Annotated in this window: 18 protein-coding genes and 2 tRNA genes; 13 read left to right on the forward strand and 7 right to left on the reverse strand. The window is 34.6% G+C overall.

All coding sequences use genetic code 11. The features are described 5' to 3' along the window. Nucleotides 1–3: 3 nt before the first annotated feature. From H510_RS0114225 to H510_RS0114235, 3 genes are read right to left on the reverse strand one after another with little or no spacing between them, the layout of a single operon-like run. Nucleotides 4–1,059, reverse strand: coding sequence for a nucleoid-associated protein (locus H510_RS0114225; protein ID WP_026904931.1), 1,056 nt, complete (start codon nucleotides 1,057–1,059; stop codon nucleotides 4–6). 3 nt (nucleotides 1,060–1,062) lie between these two features. Next, nucleotides 1,063–1,965, reverse strand: a complete 903-nt coding sequence (locus H510_RS0114230; protein WP_026904932.1) for a histone deacetylase family protein — start codon at nucleotides 1,963–1,965, stop codon at nucleotides 1,063–1,065. Between the two features lie 45 nt (nucleotides 1,966–2,010). Further along, on the reverse strand, nucleotides 2,011–2,829 hold the full coding sequence (locus H510_RS0114235) for a hypothetical protein (protein ID WP_026904933.1): 819 nt from the start codon (nucleotides 2,827–2,829) through the stop codon (nucleotides 2,011–2,013). Nucleotides 2,830–2,938: 109 nt separating this feature from the next. Here H510_RS0114235 and H510_RS0114240 point away from each other — a divergent pair, with 109 nt between their 5' ends. Beyond that, the gene (locus tag H510_RS0114240; RefSeq protein WP_026904934.1) at nucleotides 2,939–3,154 is read left to right on the forward strand and encodes a hypothetical protein; all 216 of its coding nucleotides are present in this window, start codon (nucleotides 2,939–2,941) and stop codon (nucleotides 3,152–3,154) included. A 44-nt stretch (nucleotides 3,155–3,198) separates the two neighbouring features. Here the strand turns inward: H510_RS0114240 and H510_RS0114245 are convergent, their stop codons facing one another. Further along, a complete protein-coding gene (locus tag H510_RS0114245) occupies nucleotides 3,199–4,062 on the reverse strand; it encodes an N-acetylglucosamine kinase (RefSeq protein WP_026904935.1) in 864 nt (287 codons plus the stop codon). A gap of 211 nt (nucleotides 4,063–4,273) precedes the next feature. Between H510_RS0114245 and H510_RS0114255 the strand changes: the two genes are divergently transcribed. Next, nucleotides 4,274–5,473: an ROK family transcriptional regulator gene (locus H510_RS0114255; protein WP_026904936.1), complete on the forward strand. Its 1,200-nt coding sequence runs from the start codon at nucleotides 4,274–4,276 to the stop codon at nucleotides 5,471–5,473. Between the two features lie 189 nt (nucleotides 5,474–5,662). Here H510_RS0114255 and H510_RS0114260 read toward each other — a convergent pair. After that, nucleotides 5,663–5,734, reverse strand: a tRNA-Arg gene (locus H510_RS0114260). Between the two features lie 194 nt (nucleotides 5,735–5,928). Between H510_RS0114260 and H510_RS0114265 the strand changes: the two genes are divergently transcribed. The 11 genes from H510_RS0114265 (at nucleotide 5,929) to H510_RS20170 (ending at nucleotide 15,858) form a co-directional block, all read left to right on the forward strand. After that, nucleotides 5,929–8,313: a heavy metal translocating P-type ATPase gene (locus H510_RS0114265; RefSeq protein ID WP_026904937.1), complete on the forward strand. Its 2,385-nt coding sequence runs from the start codon at nucleotides 5,929–5,931 to the stop codon at nucleotides 8,311–8,313. After that, on the forward strand, nucleotides 8,310–8,537 hold the full coding sequence (gene ccoS / locus H510_RS19660) for a cbb3-type cytochrome oxidase assembly protein CcoS (protein WP_051291247.1): 228 nt from the start codon (nucleotides 8,310–8,312) through the stop codon (nucleotides 8,535–8,537). Before H510_RS0114265 ends, ccoS begins: the two co-directional genes overlap by 4 nt. Nucleotides 8,538–8,645: 108 nt before the next feature. Next, nucleotides 8,646–10,763, forward strand: a complete 2,118-nt coding sequence (gene ccoN, locus H510_RS0114275; protein ID WP_036692973.1) for a cytochrome-c oxidase, cbb3-type subunit I — start codon at nucleotides 8,646–8,648, stop codon at nucleotides 10,761–10,763. Between the two features lie 11 nt (nucleotides 10,764–10,774). Continuing rightward, nucleotides 10,775–10,939, forward strand: a complete 165-nt coding sequence (locus H510_RS20325; RefSeq protein WP_169449321.1) for a hypothetical protein — start codon at nucleotides 10,775–10,777, stop codon at nucleotides 10,937–10,939. Between the two features lie 11 nt (nucleotides 10,940–10,950). Next, nucleotides 10,951–11,817 carry a cbb3-type cytochrome c oxidase N-terminal domain-containing protein gene (locus H510_RS0114280; protein ID WP_026904939.1) on the forward strand — a complete coding sequence of 289 codons (867 nt, stop codon included), beginning with the start codon at nucleotides 10,951–10,953 and terminating at the stop codon, nucleotides 11,815–11,817. A 98-nt stretch (nucleotides 11,818–11,915) separates the two neighbouring features. Then, nucleotides 11,916–13,292 carry a cytochrome c oxidase accessory protein CcoG gene (gene ccoG / locus H510_RS0114285; RefSeq protein ID WP_155977983.1) on the forward strand — a complete coding sequence of 459 codons (1,377 nt, stop codon included), beginning with the start codon at nucleotides 11,916–11,918 and terminating at the stop codon, nucleotides 13,290–13,292. Nucleotides 13,293–13,301: 9 nt separating this feature from the next. Continuing rightward, nucleotides 13,302–13,715 carry a FixH family protein gene (locus H510_RS0114290; protein ID WP_026904941.1) on the forward strand — a complete coding sequence of 138 codons (414 nt, stop codon included), beginning with the start codon at nucleotides 13,302–13,304 and terminating at the stop codon, nucleotides 13,713–13,715. Next, complete coding sequence (locus tag H510_RS0114295; RefSeq protein ID WP_026904942.1) at nucleotides 13,712–14,395, forward strand: sulfite exporter TauE/SafE family protein; 684 nt, start codon at nucleotides 13,712–13,714, stop codon at nucleotides 14,393–14,395. The genes H510_RS0114290 and H510_RS0114295 overlap by 4 nt, the downstream gene beginning before the upstream one ends. Before the next feature lie 103 nt (nucleotides 14,396–14,498). Then, a tRNA-Ser gene (locus H510_RS0114300) sits at nucleotides 14,499–14,583 on the forward strand. 198 nt (nucleotides 14,584–14,781) lie between these two features. Further along, the gene (locus H510_RS20165; protein WP_051291249.1) at nucleotides 14,782–15,234 is read left to right on the forward strand and encodes a glycoside hydrolase family 88 protein; all 453 of its coding nucleotides are present in this window, start codon (nucleotides 14,782–14,784) and stop codon (nucleotides 15,232–15,234) included. A gap of 12 nt (nucleotides 15,235–15,246) precedes the next feature. Continuing rightward, nucleotides 15,247–15,858: a glycoside hydrolase family 88/105 protein gene (locus H510_RS20170; RefSeq protein ID WP_281168256.1), complete on the forward strand. Its 612-nt coding sequence runs from the start codon at nucleotides 15,247–15,249 to the stop codon at nucleotides 15,856–15,858. Nucleotides 15,859–15,940: 82 nt separating this feature from the next. Here H510_RS20170 and H510_RS0114310 read toward each other — a convergent pair whose 3' ends face one another. After that, nucleotides 15,941–16,483: a hypothetical protein gene (locus H510_RS0114310; protein ID WP_026904943.1), complete on the reverse strand. Its 543-nt coding sequence runs from the start codon at nucleotides 16,481–16,483 to the stop codon at nucleotides 15,941–15,943. Nucleotides 16,484–17,240: 757 nt separating this feature from the next. Continuing rightward, nucleotides 17,241–18,122, reverse strand: coding sequence for a mechanosensitive ion channel family protein (locus tag H510_RS0114315; RefSeq protein ID WP_026904944.1), 882 nt, complete (start codon nucleotides 18,120–18,122; stop codon nucleotides 17,241–17,243). Nucleotides 18,123–18,169 lie beyond the last annotated feature (47 nt).

Raw genomic sequence — 18,169 nt, forward strand, 5'->3', positions numbered from 1 at the left:
CAGCTATTTTTCTTCTTTATAATAAATTTTATAATAATTCATGTCTTTGCTATCATCAAAGCCATTTTCTATCAATTGTCTATCGCCATGGATATAAACATGGAAGTTTTTATCCAACTTTAAAACGGTTTTATAGGCGCTACTTTGCTTTTTTACGGCTTGTGTAGAAATATCAAAGCGCTCTCCTATGGGGGTATCAAACTCTTGCTCAAAATTCTGAACCATTGCTTTAAATGATGTTGCAGCGGTTTCGTTTCCAATAACTTCTTCAGAAAACTCGTTAAAATCAAACTGTTCTTTTTCTTTAAAGTATTTGATGGATTTGTTTAATAAATCAATCTTATCTGGTTTTGATACTTCAAATTGCTCGTCTATTTTCTCGTTAACAAAGTTCTTGTATAAACTTAGGTAATTATTGGTTTGGTTAAAGTTGTCGTTTCTGATTTTTAATTTCAGGAAATCATCTTTCCAATACACTGCGGCTTCTTGTGTTTTGTTGGTTTGGTCTATCACCACCACTTTATAGCCTTCTTCTTTATCGGTATTTAAAATTAAACAGCCTTTATCTAATTTTTGGATGTTGATAGCCTCTTGTTCGTAGGTTAAAGCAAAGCCGCCAGCATCAGGGTAAACCTTCATGTAAGTTTCTTTGGTTTCTGATTTAAAGATACCTAAAGCTTGATGAAGCTCTCCTTCTATTTGTACATCGTGAAACAAAGCAATGTAAACCTCGCCAGATTTTATTTTTGGATGGTTTGAAATATCGTATAAATGACGGGTAATTTGCTGACTAACTTCGTGAAACTTGGTGGTATCTTTAAAAATCTGACTTGCAAAGTGATAGATTTCATTTAAAGCTAAATCACTAGAATGCATAAAACGATATACTTCATTTACCTTTTCAAAAGGTTTTAAGAAATACTGCATCAATAAATTAAGCAGAAACTCGTCTTGTATGTGTAAGGTGCTATCAGAAAGGGTAAAATATTCGTCTTGCACTTTATTTCCTACTTTATGAACAGAGATATGTTCTAAATCGGATTCAAAAAATGTAATCATGCCCTAAAAATATAAATCATTTGCCACTTTAAAGGTATTACAGTGGGCATCAACAATATCTTTTATATTAGGCGAGTAGCCTCCACCCATACTTACCTGAACAGGAAGCTGTTGAGCTAAGCATTTTTTAAATACCATTTCATCTCTTTTTTGGCAGGCTGCGGGACTTAAAGCCAGTTTACCCAATTTATCGGTAGCTAAAACATCAACTCCGGAAAGGTAAAAAACAAAATCGGGCTTAGCCTTATCAAATACTTCATTTAATTTTTGAGCTAGCATAGCTAAATATTCATCGTCTTCTACCCCATCTGACAAGGGAACATCCACATCAGACTGTTCTTTTCTGAAAGGGAAATTTTTATCGCCATGAACAGAAAAAGTAAAAACCTGAGGATTATTTTGAAATATTTGAGCGGTACCATTGCCTTGATGAACATCTAAATCAACAATTAAAATAGATTTGGATATTTGCTTATGTATAAGATAATTAGCTGCTATAGCTTGGTCGTTTAACAAACAAAAACCTTCTCCCCAATTGCTGCCCGCATGGTGTGTACCACCAGCAACATTAAAAGCCACGCCATTTTCAATAGCATAAAAACAGCCATCAATAGTACCTTGGGCAATACGCAATTCTCTTTCTACCAATTGTGCTGATAGCGGAAAACCTGTTCTTTTCTCTTCCTGATAGGTTAATGATAAATTTTTAAGCTTTTCCCAGTATTGTTTTTCGTGGGTTAAGAGTACAATTTCTTCATCTAAAATATCGGGAGCGTATAAATTCTCTTGCGTGATGATACCTTCATGCTCAAGTTGTAGCGGAATAAGCTCGTATTTCAGCATCGGGAAACGATGTCCTTCTGGCAAAGGATGGGCATAAATAGAGTCGTAAGCTATTTTAAGCATTAAAAGTTTAGAAATTTATCAACGAAAATAAGCTTATCATCTGTGTTAAGAAACCAATTCGGCAGGTTTTTCTCTCTTGGATATATAATAGTTACTGATGAATTGAATGATAACAGCAATTGTTACGAAACCTAAGCCAAACCAAGCAGCCTGAATAACATTTTCATACAAACTTGGGTTTACCTGCGTTCTTTTTAATTGTATGCCATAAAAAGCCCAAATCACTACCAAACCAAAATAAGGGTTACGCTTAAAGCGGATGATATAAAAAGCTAATAATGAAGCTACAGCTATCAGGATAATAGTCCATAAGGAGCCAGAAACACCTCCATCCCAATTGATGCTATATAAAAAAACAGATGTATTGGCGATGGTTGCTATACAAATCCAAGCGAAATAAATACTTAAAGGGATTTGGGTAAACAACCTAGAAGATAAGCTTTTAGCAGGGTTAAATGTATTGATACGGATATTGATTTTTATTAATGAAATCAACTGTATAATCATCATCACTAAAGCAAGACCAATATATTCGTTTAACCAAACAAAAACCCAAATAAAAGTTGCAGCATTATTAATGATAAACCAATAACCTATTTTTTGTATTACTTGATTGGGCTCTGCATGGATATCTTTTTGGTAGGCTTGTCTAAGATGATAAATCGTGAAGGCGAATAAACCTAGATAAATAATTCCCCAAATGGCAAAAGTTAAGCCCGCTGGGGTGAAAACAGTGTCGTATTTTTTAGAAATATCGCCCATATTACCATTTCCAATAAGGTTAAGTTGCGATAACTGAGAAACGGTAAAGGCCAAAACGTAAACTATAAAGTTTAGCCAAGCTAATGTTCTTACTTTTTTCATGATACAGATTTAACAATATTCAAATAAATATGTTTAATATGACAGTTTTAATGCCAAAATATGATGTATTAAAGTCTTTGTGTTTCTATAATTGATAACTTTGTGACTTATGGAGCTATTTCAAGTGCCGGGTATTTTCAATAATGATATTTGCCGAGCTAAGGAAGAAAAAAATGGTATATACACCATTACGTTAAATGCTGTTAAAATTGGGACTATTGTTAAAGAAAATGGGGGTTGGCGTTTGTTAGAGCAGTATAAAGAAGTTTTAAGCGCAGAAAATGTGCAACTGATTGGGCAGAGTATTGATGCAAGAAACCATTAGTCAACCCCCAGAACATCTCCGGGGATTAACAATGGCTTTCCAAACTAAACAACCTGATCTTTATTAATTAAAGTTTCGTGATATTTGATTAACCCATCAATTGGGTTTCTAATGATATTTCCTACTGGCATATTAAACTCGGTAGCCACCTCTCTTAAAAAAGGTAAATAATTGTGTGCTACAGACCCTACGCAATTAAAACTATATTGCTGATAATCTGGGTAATGACAAATGATATTGGTAAATAAAGCTCTAAAAGCATTTTTTACTAAATCTATAATATAAGGATGTGTAATATGCTCGCCAACAAACCTACTAAAACTTGCACTAAACCTGTTGGGTAAAGGTTTGGTATAAATTTGATTGATTACTTCATCGGCAGTAATTTTAAAAGTATCCCAAAAAAGTTCTTGCAAATCTTTTGGTAATAAAGCTCTGCAATAAGCTATAAGCAGTTGTTTACCCAAGTATGCCCCACTACCTTCATCACCTAAAATAAAACCTAGAGAATCTACCTGATAAATCATGTCTTCACCATCAAATAAACAGCTATTAGTTCCTGTACCCAAAATAGCTACAAAACCAGGCTTATTACCAAGAACAGAACGGGCTGCGGCTAATAAATCAGACTGTACACTTATATTTTCGGCATGTTTAAAGACAGCTTTTAAGGCTTGTTCTACAACAGGGATTTTATCTGCGCTACAACCTGCCCCGTAGAAATAGATGGCAGAAACCTGTTCTATTCTTACATCAGCTGGTAAATGGGTAGAAATAGCATCTGCAATGTATTTACTATCAACATAATATGGATTAAATCCTTCTGTATTGAAATAAATAGGATTTTTATCTTTTTGTAAATAACACCAACTGGTTTTTGTAGAACCACTATCTGCAATTAAAATCATGCTTGTTTTTTAAATAGTTTATGATATAAAATTTCATGAGCTTATTGAAACTTTATAATACCAAAAATAAAAAAAGAAATGAAAACTTAAAAAAAATATTAAAAAGATTTAAGATTATTATTAAATATTTTTAAAGTTAGGTCTTTTAATAAAAATTTATCGTTAAATTTTTATATTGCCCAGATAAGTTTAGAAAGCTAAATTTGCAGCAATGTTTAATACCAATAAGAAAAATGCTAAGCTCTATTTCGACATTATACAACAATTGTATTATGGTGGGATATTATCTTGTGCAGACCTCAGCGCTTTAATTGATAAGAGTATACCCTTAGTTACCAAGTCGTTAAACCATCTTATAGAAACTGGCTTTGTGGTAGAAAAGGGTTATGCAGCATCTAGCGGTGGCCGCAGACCATTAATGTATGCGGTTAAGCATGATAGGCTATTTATTGTTACAGTTGCGATGGATCAGCTTTTAACCAGAATTGGTATTATAGATTTAGCCAATCATTACGTATCTCCGGTTGAGTTTGTAAGCCTTAAACTAAAAGATAACCCAAACGCTTTAGAAAAGCTTACCGAAATTATAGATACGCACATCAAAAAATCGGGTATTGATAGAGAAAAAATTATTGGTGTAGGTATTGGAATGCCTGGTTTTGTAAATACACATGAAGGTATCAACTACACCTACTTAACTCACAAAGAAAAAAGCATTACCAAACCAATTAGTAAAGCTATTGGCTTACCGGTATTTATAGATAACGACTCGAGTTTAATTGCACTTTCTGAGTTAAAATTTGGATTGGCAAAAGCTATCAAAAACGTGATGGTTGTAAATTTAAGCTGGGGAATTGGCTTAGGGATGATTATCAACGGACAACTTTTTAGGGGTGAAAACGGGTTTGCCGGAGAGTTTAGTCATATCCCCATCTCAGAAAATGGAGTTTTATGCTCTTGCGGTAAACAGGGCTGTTTAGAGGTGGAAGCCTCTTTATTGGCTGTTACAGAAAAAGCAATACAAGGTTTAAAAGACGGTAGAAAATCTAATTTCAAATATCAGGAAGAAGAGTCTAAACTAGCTTCTGCTGATGCTTTAATGGAAGTTGCCAACCAAGGTGACCAATACGCTATAGAACTTATTTCTGAGGCTGCTTATAAAATTGGTAAAGGTTTATCCATCCTGATACATATTACCAATCCTAAAGCTATTGTGATTAGTGGTCGTGGTGTTAAAGCCGGAAATTTACTCTTACCTCCTATTCAGCAAGCTTTAAACCAGCATTGTATACCGCGTTTATCTAGAGATACTGATATTTACATTTCTGATATTGGTTTTGATGCAGAATTAATAGGCTCGGCTATTTTAGTGATGGAACAGTATGTACCGAAGGGGTTGAAAAGCTCTTAAGGCTTAAGGCGAAAAGCTGAAGGCTTCAATCGCTCATTCAAAAATCAATCCTTCAATCAATAAAAAAAGATTGCTTCTTCGTTTTTCATCGCAATAACGGGAAAATCAATCAATAGGAAAATTCAAAAGGAAAAATTAAAAAATCAATCCTTCAATCAATCAAAAATCAATCCCTATAAAATAAAGCTGTGCCCCCGAAGGGATTCGAACCCCTACCAATGGTACCGGAAACCATCATTCTATCCATTAAACTACGGAGGCAATAGCTGCAAATATAGAAATACATTTCAATTATTTTTAGGCTAAAACCTTAGCTTGTCAAGCTTCATTGTCCCTATCATCTAACAACAGCTAAAACCTCATCTCCAATTTAACAGTATAAATATGACGATAATCATATTTTGTTAACCAATTAAATCATTTCCCTGCCCACCCCAAATTAGCAGTTTTGTTTTATGGCTATACTAACCGGAACTACATGCTACCATTGTGGTAATGATTGTTATACAGAAGAACATCAAAAAGATGAGAAATCTTTTTGTTGCACAGGTTGCTTAAGTGTTTACACCATCCTATCTAAAAGTAAACTAGGTAATTATTATCAGTTAAACCAACATCCTGGTGAAACTCAAGCATCAGGAAATAAACAATTTGCTTATCTGGATGAACCAGAAATTATCCAACAGCTTATTGATTATACCGATGAACAAAAAACCATCATCTCTCTTTACGTTCCTGCTATACATTGCAGTTCTTGTATTTGGTTATTAGAGCATTTGTATACCTTGCATCCCGGTATTTTAGAAAACCGTGTTGATTTTCTTAAAAAACAAGTTTATATCCAATTTAATCCTCAACAAATTAGCCTAAGAGCTTTGGTTGAGCTGATGAGCAGCATAGGCTACGAGCCTTTAATTAGCTTACAAGATGTAGTTAAAAAAAATAGCAGACAAACAGATAACCTCTCTAAAAAAATTGCTGTTGCTGGGTTTTGTTTTGGTAATGTGATGTTACTAAGCTTTCCGGCATATTTTGGTTTATCAGAAACGGAGGCTAAGTTTGGCGAGTTCTTTAGCTTACTGAATATCTTATTCTGTATTCCGGCTTTCTTTTACTCAGGTAAAGATTATTTTGTTAATGCCTGGCAAAACCTAAAAGTTGGTGTTTTAAATATTGATTTCCCCCTAGCACTAGGCATTCTTGTACTCTTTGTTAGAACCATTGTAGAATATGTTTTCAATACCGGTCATGGCTTTGCTGATACCCTAACAGGTTTAGTGTTTTTCTTATTGATAGGTAGGTTTATGCAGCAAAAAACCTATTATCATTTATCTTTTGAAAGAGATTACCGTTCTTTTTTCCCTGTTGCGGTACAAGTTTTAAATGAGGATGGAAGTGAAAAATCTGTAGCTCTTGAAAAATTAGTTCAAGGAGATAGAATCCTCATCAAAAACCAAGAAATAATACCTGCTGACGCTATTTTGTTAAAAGGCGATGCCTTAATTGATTTTAGTTTTGTTACCGGAGAATCTTTACCTGTAAGCAAAACTTTGGGCGAGATTATTTATGCTGGTGGCAGACAAACAGGTAGTGCTTTAGAATTAGAAGTGATTAAACCGGTTTCGCAGAGTTATTTAACCAAATTGTGGAATAACGAGGTTTTCCAAAAGCAAGAATCCACTAAAATTAAAACCTTCTCTACTAAAGTGAGCCATTACTTCAGTATTGTATTGCTGGCTTTGGCTTTTGGCACTTTATTATTTTGGCTACCACAAGACTGGCGTACAGGATTATCTGCCTTTACCGCGATATTGATTATTGCATGCCCATGTGCATTGGCGTTAAGCACACCTTTTACCATGTCGGCCGCCTTAAGCATCTTAGATAAAAACAAATTCTACCTTAAAAATACCGATGTGGTTGAGCAATTAGCCGCCATAGATACCATCGTGTTTGATAAAACAGGTACGGTAAGTATAGCAGAAAATCAAGGTGTTATCTTTAAAGGGCAGTTAAATCATATAACAAAAGATATTATTTATGCTGCCTGTAAAAACTCTTCTCACCCACATAGCAGAAGAATTTGCTCTTTTTTAGGGCACAGAAATGCGGTGGCTATCTCCCATTATCAAGAACTCACTGGAAAAGGAATTTCTGCTATATATGATGGTAAAGAAGTTTTAATAGGTAGCAGACAACTGGTTACAGGCCAAAAAGATGCTAAACAAGAATTTCCTGAGGTACATATTAAAATTGGCGAGCAGTATATAGGCTTTTTCGAACTTAAACAAAGGTTCAGGAAAGATTTAAATCAGCTGTTAAGCAACATCAATAAAAATTATCATACTTATTTATTATCTGGTGATTCTAACCAGGATGCCGAGGTATTACAATCTTATTTTAAGAGTCCGTTTCATTTGCAGTTTAAGCAATCTCCGCAAGACAAACTCAATTTCATTAAAGAAAAACAAGAACAAAAAGCCAAAGTGATGATGATTGGTGATGGCCTAAACGATTCTGGAGCATTGAAACAAAGTGATGCTGGTATTGCCGTAACAGATCATATCAATAATTTCACCCCTGGTAGCGATGCAATTTTAGATGGTTCGGTTTTACACCTACTGCCACAATTCTTGAAATTTTCAAAATCGGCAGTAAAAGTTATTCATATTTCTTTTGGGATATCTCTTACTTATAACATTATAGGGTTAAGCGTAGCTGTTACTGGGCAATTATCGCCACTTTTTGCAGCTATTTTAATGCCTTTAAGTACAGTCACCATTATATCATTCACCAGCCTGGCAACACATTACATGGCTAAAAAACACCAATTATCATGAGTACCATTTTCTTTTTAATAGGCTGCAGCGTTTTGGTAGCTATTGTTTTTTTACTTGCCTTTTTATGGGCACAAAATAACGGACAGCATACAGATTTATATACGCCATCTATAAGAATTTTAATGGATGACGCTGACGATAAGCCTCACCCTCAATCCCTCTCCGAAAGAGAGGGAAACGCAGGAGATACTTGTATTTCTGATAAGATTTTAAATTCCAAATAGCACTTACCTAAAAATGTGATATGGCTCACTTTTATGAATAAGCAAAGTCATTCTATTGTCATTAGAGCCAAAGTAATTTTACACCATCAAAAAAGCTAATCTTTAATTATGCAGCCAGATAAATTTTATTACGACAACAAAATTGTAAGAGACTTTACCATTGCCACCATTGTTTGGGGTATTATTGGTATGTTGGTTGGTTTATTGGTAGCCGTACAATTGTATGCACCGGCAGCCAACCTAGACTCGCAGTACACCACTTTTGGGCGTGTACGTCCTTTACACACCAATGCGGTAATTTTCGCCTTTGTTGGCAATGCCATTTTCATGGGCGTTTATTACTCTTTACAAAGGTTATTAAAAGCCAGAATGTTTAGTGATGTCTTAAGCCGTATCCATTTTTGGGGATGGCAATTAATCATCGTCTCGGCTGTTATAACTTTACCTTTAGGACTTACCAGTTCTCATGAATATGCAGAACTAGAATGGCCTATTGATATTGCTATTACTTTAATTTGGGTGGTTTTTGGTATTAATATGTTTGGTACCATCATCAAAAGAAGAGAAAGACACCTATACGTAGCTATCTGGTTTTACATAGCCACTTTTGTAACAGTTGCTGTTTTACACATTGTAAACTCTTTCCAACTACCTATTTCTGCCTTTAAAAGCTATTACTTATTTGCTGGTGTACAAGATGCTTTGGTACAATGGTGGTATGGGCACAATGCCGTTGCATTTTTCTTAACCACACCTTATTTAGGGATGATGTATTACTTCTTACCTAAAATGGCTAACAGACCGGTATACTCTTACCGTTTAAGTATTTTACACTTTTGGGCTTTAATATTTATTTACATCTGGGCAGGTCCACACCACTTATTATATACTTCTTTACCAGGATGGGCGCAATCTTTAGGCGTAGTTTTCTCTATCATGCTTATTGCACCAAGCTGGGGCGGTATGATAAACGGTTTACTAACCCTACGTGGCGCTTGGGATAAAGTTAGAGATGATGTTACCCTAAAATTTATGGTGGTTGCACTTACCGCTTATGGTATGGCAACATTTGAAGGCCCTATGCTTTCTTTAAAAGAAGTAAATGCGGTAGCACACTTTACAGACTGGATAGTGGCACACGTTCACGTGGGTGCTTTAGGCTGGAACGGATTTTTAACATTTGGTGTAATCTATTGGATGATTCCTAGAATGTATAAAAACGGTTTATACTCGCAAAAATTAGCTTCTTTCCACTTCTGGATTGGCACTTTAGGTATCTTATTTTATGCTATACCGATGTATTGGGCCGGTTTCACCCAAGGTTTAATGTGGAAAGAGTTTACGCCGGAAGGTTTATTAAAATATCCAAATTTCTTAGAAACTACTTTAAGAATAATCCCAATGCACATTATGCGCTCTATTGGTGGTACCATGTACCTTGCCGGAGTTATTGTAATGGCATATAACATCTACAAAACCATGACTTTAGGTAAATTGGTAGAAAACGAAGCTGCTGAGGCTTTACCATTACCTAAAATGGATGAAACTGAAGCTAAAAAAGAATTCTGGCACCGCAAATTAGAGCGTAAGCCAATGGCTTTATTGGTATTCAGCTTAATTGTGATATTGATTGGTGGTGTTGTAGAGATGATTCCTACTTTCTTTATCTCTTCTAACGTACCAACTATCAGTTCTGTAAAACCATATACAGCTTTAGAAGTACAAGGTAGAGATTTATACATCAGAGAGGGTTGCGTAAACTGCCACTCGCAAACCATTAGACCATTTAGATCTGAAACAGAACGTTATGGCGAGTACAGCAAAGCTGGTGAGTTTGTTTATGATCATCCATTCTTGTGGGGTTCTAAACGTACCGGGCCAGATTTACACAGACAAGGTGGTAAATACAGCAATGCTTGGCACTACAACCACATGCTAGACCCTAGAACCATGTCGCCAGGTAGTATTATGCCAGCTTATGATTGGTTAATCAGCCAAGAGCTAGATACTACTACAACGGCATCTAAAATTAAAGCACTGCGTTCTCTAGGTGTTCCTTATCCTGATGGCTATGAGCTTATCGCTAACCAAGATTTAGATAAACAAGCTAAAGGTATAAGCGAGAACTTGGCTAAAGACAAAATTAAGGTAGGTAGCAATAAAGAAATCGTAGCCATTATTGCCTATTTACAGAGATTAGGAACAGATATTAAAGCTAAAAATTAAAAAATACGGCCATGTTTAAACAATTGAATGATCTAAACGGAAACGAGATATACATGCTATTATCGCTGTTCATCTTTTTCACCTTCTTTGTTGGGGCTACTATAGCGCTCATCAAAATGAAAAAGAGCCATGTAAACTATATGGAAAACATTCCATTAGAATCTGATAACGATTAATACTCAAGAACATGAAATTTATAAAACCCATATTTGTTCTCATGATGTTGCTGTTAATAGCACAATCAACCTTTGCCACTACTGGCGAGTTGATGAATAATATAGCGTTGGTTGCCATTTTAGCTATGCTAGTTTTAATTGGTATCGTTTGTTTGGTACTACTTAAAACTTTTAGAGTAATGGCTGCTTTACTATTAAAACCAGAAGAAGCAAAAGCAGCGGCTGCCCAAAATAACCCCGATTATGAGTTTGTTCTTCAAGCAGAAAAACCTGCTAAACCAACTTTCTGGCAAAAAGTACTGTCTTTAAAACCTCTATCGGAGGAAAAAGACATGATGATAGACCATGATTATGATGGTATACAAGAGTTAGATAACCCTACACCAGGATGGTTTATGTACCTTTTTTATGCAACTATTGCTTTTGCTTTTGTGTACATCTTAAACTTCCATGTGTTTAATTTAGGGAAGTTACAAGATGAAGAATACGCTATTGAGGTTAAAGAAGCAGAAACTGCAAAAGCAGCTTTCTTAGCACAATCTGCCAATAATGTTGATGAAAATACTGTGGCATTAAGTACAGATGCTGGTGTTATTGCAGAAGGGAAAGCTATTTACACTAAAAACTGTGTAGCATGCCATGGTGCAAATGGCGAAGGTACTGTTGGACCAAACCTTACTGATGAGTATTGGATACATGGCGGCAAAATCAATAACGTATTTAAAACCATTAAATATGGTGTACCAGAAAAAGGTATGGTTTCTTGGGAGAAACAGCTTACACCAAAACAAATTTCTGATGTTGCTAATTACATCAAATCTTTAGGGGGTACCAATCCGCCTAACGGGAAAGAACCGCAAGGAGATAAAGAATCCTAAGGATTTTTAGCATTTAGATTTACGATTTTAGGATGATTCTAAAATCGTAAATCTTACATCATCTACCTAAAAACAAGGCTTCAAAATATTAAATGAATATGGAAGAAATAACTTATCATAGCACTGTAGAAGCAACCGGAAAAAGAAGATGGCTTTATCCATTAGTGAGGAAAGATAAATGGTATAAATACAGAAGCTATCTAAGCTATTTCCTTCTTTTATTTTTATTTGCTGCGCCACATATCAAAATACAAGGGCATCAACTTCTGCTTTTCAACATCATCGATAGAAAATTTATTCTATTCTCTCATGTTTTTTGGCCGCAAGACTTTTTCATTTTTGTATTAGCCACACTCCTATTTTTGGTGTGTATTGTGCTTTTTACCATTGCTTTTGGCAGGGTGTTTTGTGGCTGGGTTTGTCCTCAAACCATTTTTATGGAAATGGTTTTCAGAAAAATTGAAATTTGGATAGAAGGAGAACCTGCTGCAAGAAAAAAGCTAGATGAAGGGCCATGGACTAGCGATAAAATCATCAAGAAAACAATTAAGCACAGCTTATTTCTATTAATATCCTTCCTCATAGCTAATACTTTTTTAGCTTATATTATTGGTAGCGATGAGTTGATTCAAATCATGATTGAGCCTCCTGCCCAACACCTGGTAGGTTTTATTGGTATTTGGATATTTACTTTGGTGTTTTACCTGGTATTTACCAAAGTAAGAGAATTGGTTTGTATTGTGGCTTGTCCTTATGGTCGTTTACAAGGTGTGATGCTAGATAAAAACTCTTTGGTAGTTGCTTATAATTATTTAAGAGGCGAACCAAGGGGAAGAATTAGAAAAGCAGAGAAACAAGAAAATCTTGGTGACTGTGTGGATTGTAACTTATGCGTAGCTGTGTGTCCTACCGGGATAGATATTAGAAAAGGAACACAATTAGAATGCGTAAACTGTACCGCTTGTATTGATGCCTGCGACCAAGTGATGGATAAAATACACAAGCCTAGAAACTTAATAGGTTTTTATTCTGAAGAGATGATTAAAAACCAAACTAGCCCTAGGTTTACTTCAAGAATGAAAGCTTATTCTGTGATTATTTTATTATTAGCTTCTGTACTTACCTATTTCATCATGAGCAGAAAAGATATTGATATTACCGTTTTAAGAGCCGCAGGTATGCTTTATCAAGAGCAACCTGGAGGCTATGTAAGTAACCTGTATCATGCCGAAATCATCAATAAAACAACAGAAAAACTTCATATTTCTATTAAACCGCTTGATGACCGAATCAAAATAAAATGGATACAAGCCGTAAATGATGTAGAAAAAGAAAGCGTTAGTAAGACAACATTCTTTTTATTAGTACCTTCAAACATGATAAAGGAAAGTAAAACCAATATCAGTTTGGATGTGTATCGTGGTGACGAGAAACAATACACCATTAAAACAAATTTTTTAGGACCGGTAAATTAATTTCAGAATATGAATTGGGGAAAAGGATTAGTTATTGGATTGGGGCTTTTTATGAGCTTTGTGATATTTCTTGTAGTGATGATGTTTAAAGCACCAGACGATAGCTACGATAAAGACTATTATGAAAAAGGCTTGGCTTATGATAAAGAATTTGATCAGAAAAAGCAGGTTGTAACAGACCAAGCCACACCAAAAGTACAGGTGAATGATGATTTTGTTTACATCAGCTTTAAAGGTTTAAGCACAGGTACTGTAGAATTTAAAAGACCTTCTGACAAAGCTCTAGACAAAACCTTTGATTTAAAAGATAAGCAAGTACAAATACCAAGAGCAAGTTTAACTAAAGGCGAATGGAAACTTATCATCAGATGGCAAAAACAAGATAAAAGCTACTGGCATGAAGAAAACTTATTCTTACCATGAACCACTTACAACTAGCCTTTATTATAGGTTTATTAGGTAGTTGGCATTGTGTAGGGATGTGTGGGCCTTTGGCTTTTGCCATACCCGGTAACACCAATAAAACTACTTTAGTACTAGAAAAACTTAGCTATAATTTAGGCAGATCTATTTCTTATGCTTTCTTAGGTTTATTAATAGGCTTATTAGGTAAACAATTGTGGATTGCCGGTTTCCAACAAAGTTTAAGTATCATAAGCGGTGCTTTAATCATGATGGCAGCTATGATACAACTTATCCCTAGGTTAAACAGTAAAATTGGCTTCGGTAAATTCTCTAGTTTTAACCCTGTCCAGTCACTCATTATAAAAGCTATAAAATTTAGAAGCGGACATTTTATAATTGGGATGCTAAACGGCTTTTTGCCTTGCGGATTTGTTTACTTAGCTCTAGCTACCGCCTTAAACACCAGTAGCGCTACACAATCTGCTTTATTTATGTTTTTCTTTGGTTTAGGCACCCTCCCATTAATGCTTATTGCCACTTTAGGTTTTAATTTCGCAAAACCTAGTTTAAGAAAAGCCATTAACAATACCCTTCCTTGGTTTATGCTTTTGATGGGATTATGGCTTGTTTTAAGAGGTGCTAATTTAAATATTCCGTTTTTAAGTCCGGTTTTAAGCGAAGGTGCTATCTGTCACTAAGTTTAAATTTCGATTTTTAGACTTTATCTGTAAGATTATCAATACATTAAAAAATAGTTAAAATTAAATTTGTGTAAAGCCATAGCTTTTGTACTTTTGCGGCGGAGAGTTGGCAGAGTGGTCGATTGCGGCAGTCTTGAAAACTGTTGACTGTAACAGGTCCGGGGGTTCGAATCCCTCACTCTCCGCCCAGTATAAAAAGCCTTAAAATCGTATGATTTTAAGGCTTTTTGTTTTATTTTCTAAAAATAGAAACCTCTTTTCTAATCCTATTCTAACTCTAAAATTATTGCCAATTTAACTTAATACATTGCTAGTAGTGTTACAATACAAAATCCGCCATTCATCTTATATTTCCAATCATAACCAATGGCAAATCAATAACCATGAAAAAACTAGCTTTACAACTTATTTTTTTAAGCTTTGTAGTACATGTACAAGCTCAACAACCATTATCTACGCTTCAGGAATGGCCTAAAGGCTATCACCCAAAAGAAGTAGGCTTAAAAATAGTTAGTAATTTCCTACCACGACCAAATATGCTAACACCACAAGATACTACCATACATTATGCACAAGTATGTATTTGGTATGGCAGTTTAACTTTTGCTCATATCACTAAAAATAAATCCCTACAAAAACAACTGATTGATAAGTATGATACACTCATGCTAAATCAAGATATTATCCCTAGCAAAGAACATGTAGACTATAACGTGTTTGGTATTATTCCTTTAGAAATAGCTATTCAAACTAAAAACAAAGAAAAACTTGCCTTTGGTAAAGAAAAGGCAGATATACAATGGAGAAATCCGCTACCCAACGGCATGAGTAAGTAAACCAGGTATTGGATAGATGATATGTATATGATATCTGTTTTACAAGCTCAAGCTTACCGAGCTACAAAAAACCCTGTTTATTTAGAAAGAGCGGCACTTCAAATGATAGCTTATTTAGATTCTTTGCAGCAAGATAATGGCTTGTTTTTTCATGGTGCTAAAGGCCGATTTTTCTGGGGAAGGGGAAATGGATGGATGGCCGCTGGAATAACAGAACTACTTACAGATTTACCCAAAAACAACTTACATTATGCTAAAATAATGGATGGTTACCAGAAAATGATGACTGCTCTATTATCTCATCAGGATGAAAAAGGTTTATGGCATCAATTGGTAGATTATCCTGAAGCTTGGGAAGAAACATCATCATCAGGTATGTTTACATTCGCCTTCATCACAGGCGTAAAAAATGGCTGGTTAAACCCTTCAAAATACATTCCGGCAACACAAAAAGCTTGGAAAGCTTTGGTGGATAAAATTGATAATCAAGGCAATATACAGGATGTTTGTGCTGGCATGGGTCAAAGAGTAGATGCCGCTGGTTATTTAAACGCCAGAAAAGTAAATGGAGATTATCATGGTCAAGCACCCTTATTATGGTGTGCTTCTGCCCTACTTAAATAAGCAGAAATGAAAACGCTTATCATTTAAAACTATTTTTACCTGTTTTAAATATTTAGGCAAGCAAAATAATTATGTATGAAGATTATGGGACAACAATAACGGATGAAATACTTTGCTGACCATCGTAATCAACCTGAACCAGTCTGACAAACACATTTTTTTTAGCTATTTCATCCTCATCATTACACGCTGCCAAAAGAAAAATACCGAGTATAATTAACGAAAACTTCAAGTTTTTCCGAAAACTTAATCCTAAAAAAAATAATAAAGCTATGCTTTCTTTAAAAATATCGTTTATAGGTATACTAAAACTATAATTTATAAGCTCATTAGAATTAGCATTAATAGCGCTACTAGCTACTTGGCCTAGATCATGCCAAATTACACCGTCTTCTGAAGCCTGTACAATAAAATGGCTATTATTTGCCTCACTTATAGTTGACCATTTTATGGTAACAGTTTCTAAATTACGTTCTGATGTAAAACTTAATAAACTAACAGGCAAAACCTCTATAGGTGATGCTGCTTGTGAAATTTTAGTTGCTAATTTTTCACTTTTAATGGCTTGTTCTGCTTTAACATTGTTAAAACAAAACCATAATGTTATAAATGTTAGAAATTTCATAGTCATGTAATGTTATCCTAAAATAGCAGTTTAGGCTGTAGTTGAATTATACAAGAATACCTACTATGGCGCAAAGTATGTAACCTTAGCCGTTTGCAACAGTGTACTTGTGCATTGTATAAAGAACTTTTCATCATCAATTTATTTTTTAATATTAATGTTTTCTAATTTTTCAGAAAATTAAATTATCCTTTTTTTTCTGCCAATTTTTCAATAGTTTTGATTAACCTAAAGTAAACAAAATCAGCAAAATCTAAAATTTTATTAATATAAGTCCACATATAGCCCACCTATACCCCACCTTTTATCCGTATTTTATCCACGTCTCCTTCGGTGCTTCTCCCAGATTTCTTCGTAACACCTTCGGCAAAATGGGGCTATTTCCCGAACAAGTCTCGAACATGGTACGGAGGAAGGCTGAAGGCTTAAAGCGGAAAGCAAAAGGCGAAAAGCTTAATTAGATTAAAAATTCAAAAGGAAAAATTCAAAATTAAAAAACAGGAAAGCCATCATCCAGAACTGGAAACTGATTAAAAATTCAAAAGGAAAAATTCAAAATTCAAAAACAGAAAAGTCATCATTAAGAACTGGAAACTGATTCAAAATTCAAAAGGAAAAATTCAAAATTCAAAAACAGAAAAGTTATCACCCACAACTGGAAACTGGTAACCGATAACTGATTCAAATCACTCATTCTCTCATTCAAAAATCAATCAATAATACAGTCTAACAAACTAACCAACTACAAACTAACCAACTAAACTCCACTTCTCAACTCTAACACTGCCGTATTTAGCTTTCTTCTGATTTCTTTTTCTTTGGCTCTGTCGTGGTAATTGAGCAATACTTGCACTTTAAATTTGGTATAATCTTTCCTGATTTCGAGGGTTTTTACAGAAAAACCATCTTTCATGGTATAATCTTCATATGGTTTGATGACACTTTCTAGATATGCTTCTAAACTTGCTGGGGTTTGGTTTAAGTGAACATCCAATTCAAACTCTACTGTAAGTTTTTTAATATTTTGTTTCGACTGGTTAACAATTAAAGAAGTAAAAATAACCGAGTTAGGTATCAGCACCATATCGTTATCTTCATTCTGGATGATGATATTGATTAAGGTAATATCTAAAATCTTCCCTTCTTGATCTAATACTTTGATATGATCTCCTAAAGACAAACGGTCTGAAAACATGATGATTAGGCCGTTAATCATGTTGGTTACATACTCCTTAAATATCAAAGCAATAGCTGCCGCAACAATGGTAATGCTGGTTAGAAACTTGATAGGGTCTATCCCCATAAAAACCATAATGGCTATGATGAGGAAAACTGTATTTAAAACCGAAACAATGCGGTTAATACCTAAAATAAAATTGTCTTTGATATTAGCCTTGAGGTTATTTTTACGTACATACCAATAAATGATGATTAAACGTACTACCGAAATAGAGAAACTTGCCCCCGTAACAATCAGTAAAGAGTAAGCTACTTTACCAATAATGGGCACTTTAGCATAAATTTCTGGCTGGTTGATATTAAAATATACCAAAGTAGCATAAACAACAAGCTTAATAAAAATCACAAGGAGCTCTGTAGTGGTACTTCTTTCTTTAGCTGTGATATCTTTAATATTCATATAGGCTTTAATCTACATCAAATTTAAAGAAAAAGACAATTAAATTT

Origin of the sequence: Pedobacter glucosidilyticus DSM 23534, assembly GCF_000425145.1 — a bacterium.
Taxonomy (GTDB): Bacteria; Bacteroidota; Bacteroidia; order Sphingobacteriales; family Sphingobacteriaceae; genus Pseudopedobacter; species Pseudopedobacter glucosidilyticus.

What these genes read in the sequence shown, in the direction of transcription:
- H510_RS0114225 (WP_026904931.1), bottom strand. Translation starts at nt 1,059, where the DNA reads ATGATTACATTTTTTGAATCCGATTTAGAACATATCTCTGTTCATAAA.
- H510_RS0114230 (WP_026904932.1), bottom strand. Translation starts at nt 1,965, where the DNA reads ATGCTTAAAATAGCTTACGACTCTATTTATGCCCATCCTTTGCCAGAA.
- H510_RS0114235 (WP_026904933.1), bottom strand. Translation starts at nt 2,829, where the DNA reads ATGAAAAAAGTAAGAACATTAGCTTGGCTAAACTTTATAGTTTACGTT.
- H510_RS0114240 (WP_026904934.1), top strand. Translation starts at nt 2,939, where the DNA reads ATGGAGCTATTTCAAGTGCCGGGTATTTTCAATAATGATATTTGCCGA.
- H510_RS0114245 (WP_026904935.1), bottom strand. Translation starts at nt 4,062, where the DNA reads ATGATTTTAATTGCAGATAGTGGTTCTACAAAAACCAGTTGGTGTTAT.
- H510_RS0114255 (WP_026904936.1), top strand. Translation starts at nt 4,274, where the DNA reads ATGTTTAATACCAATAAGAAAAATGCTAAGCTCTATTTCGACATTATA.
- H510_RS0114265 (WP_026904937.1), top strand. Translation starts at nt 5,929, where the DNA reads ATGGCTATACTAACCGGAACTACATGCTACCATTGTGGTAATGATTGT.
- ccoS (WP_051291247.1), top strand. Translation starts at nt 8,310, where the DNA reads ATGAGTACCATTTTCTTTTTAATAGGCTGCAGCGTTTTGGTAGCTATT.
- ccoN (WP_036692973.1), top strand. Translation starts at nt 8,646, where the DNA reads ATGCAGCCAGATAAATTTTATTACGACAACAAAATTGTAAGAGACTTT.
- H510_RS20325 (WP_169449321.1), top strand. Translation starts at nt 10,775, where the DNA reads ATGTTTAAACAATTGAATGATCTAAACGGAAACGAGATATACATGCTA.
- H510_RS0114280 (WP_026904939.1), top strand. Translation starts at nt 10,951, where the DNA reads ATGAAATTTATAAAACCCATATTTGTTCTCATGATGTTGCTGTTAATA.
- ccoG (WP_155977983.1), top strand. Translation starts at nt 11,916, where the DNA reads ATGGAAGAAATAACTTATCATAGCACTGTAGAAGCAACCGGAAAAAGA.
- H510_RS0114290 (WP_026904941.1), top strand. Translation starts at nt 13,302, where the DNA reads ATGAATTGGGGAAAAGGATTAGTTATTGGATTGGGGCTTTTTATGAGC.
- H510_RS0114295 (WP_026904942.1), top strand. Translation starts at nt 13,712, where the DNA reads ATGAACCACTTACAACTAGCCTTTATTATAGGTTTATTAGGTAGTTGG.
- H510_RS20165 (WP_051291249.1), top strand. Translation starts at nt 14,782, where the DNA reads ATGAAAAAACTAGCTTTACAACTTATTTTTTTAAGCTTTGTAGTACAT.
- H510_RS0114310 (WP_026904943.1), bottom strand. Translation starts at nt 16,483, where the DNA reads ATGAAATTTCTAACATTTATAACATTATGGTTTTGTTTTAACAATGTT.
- H510_RS0114315 (WP_026904944.1), bottom strand. Translation starts at nt 18,122, where the DNA reads ATGAATATTAAAGATATCACAGCTAAAGAAAGAAGTACCACTACAGAG.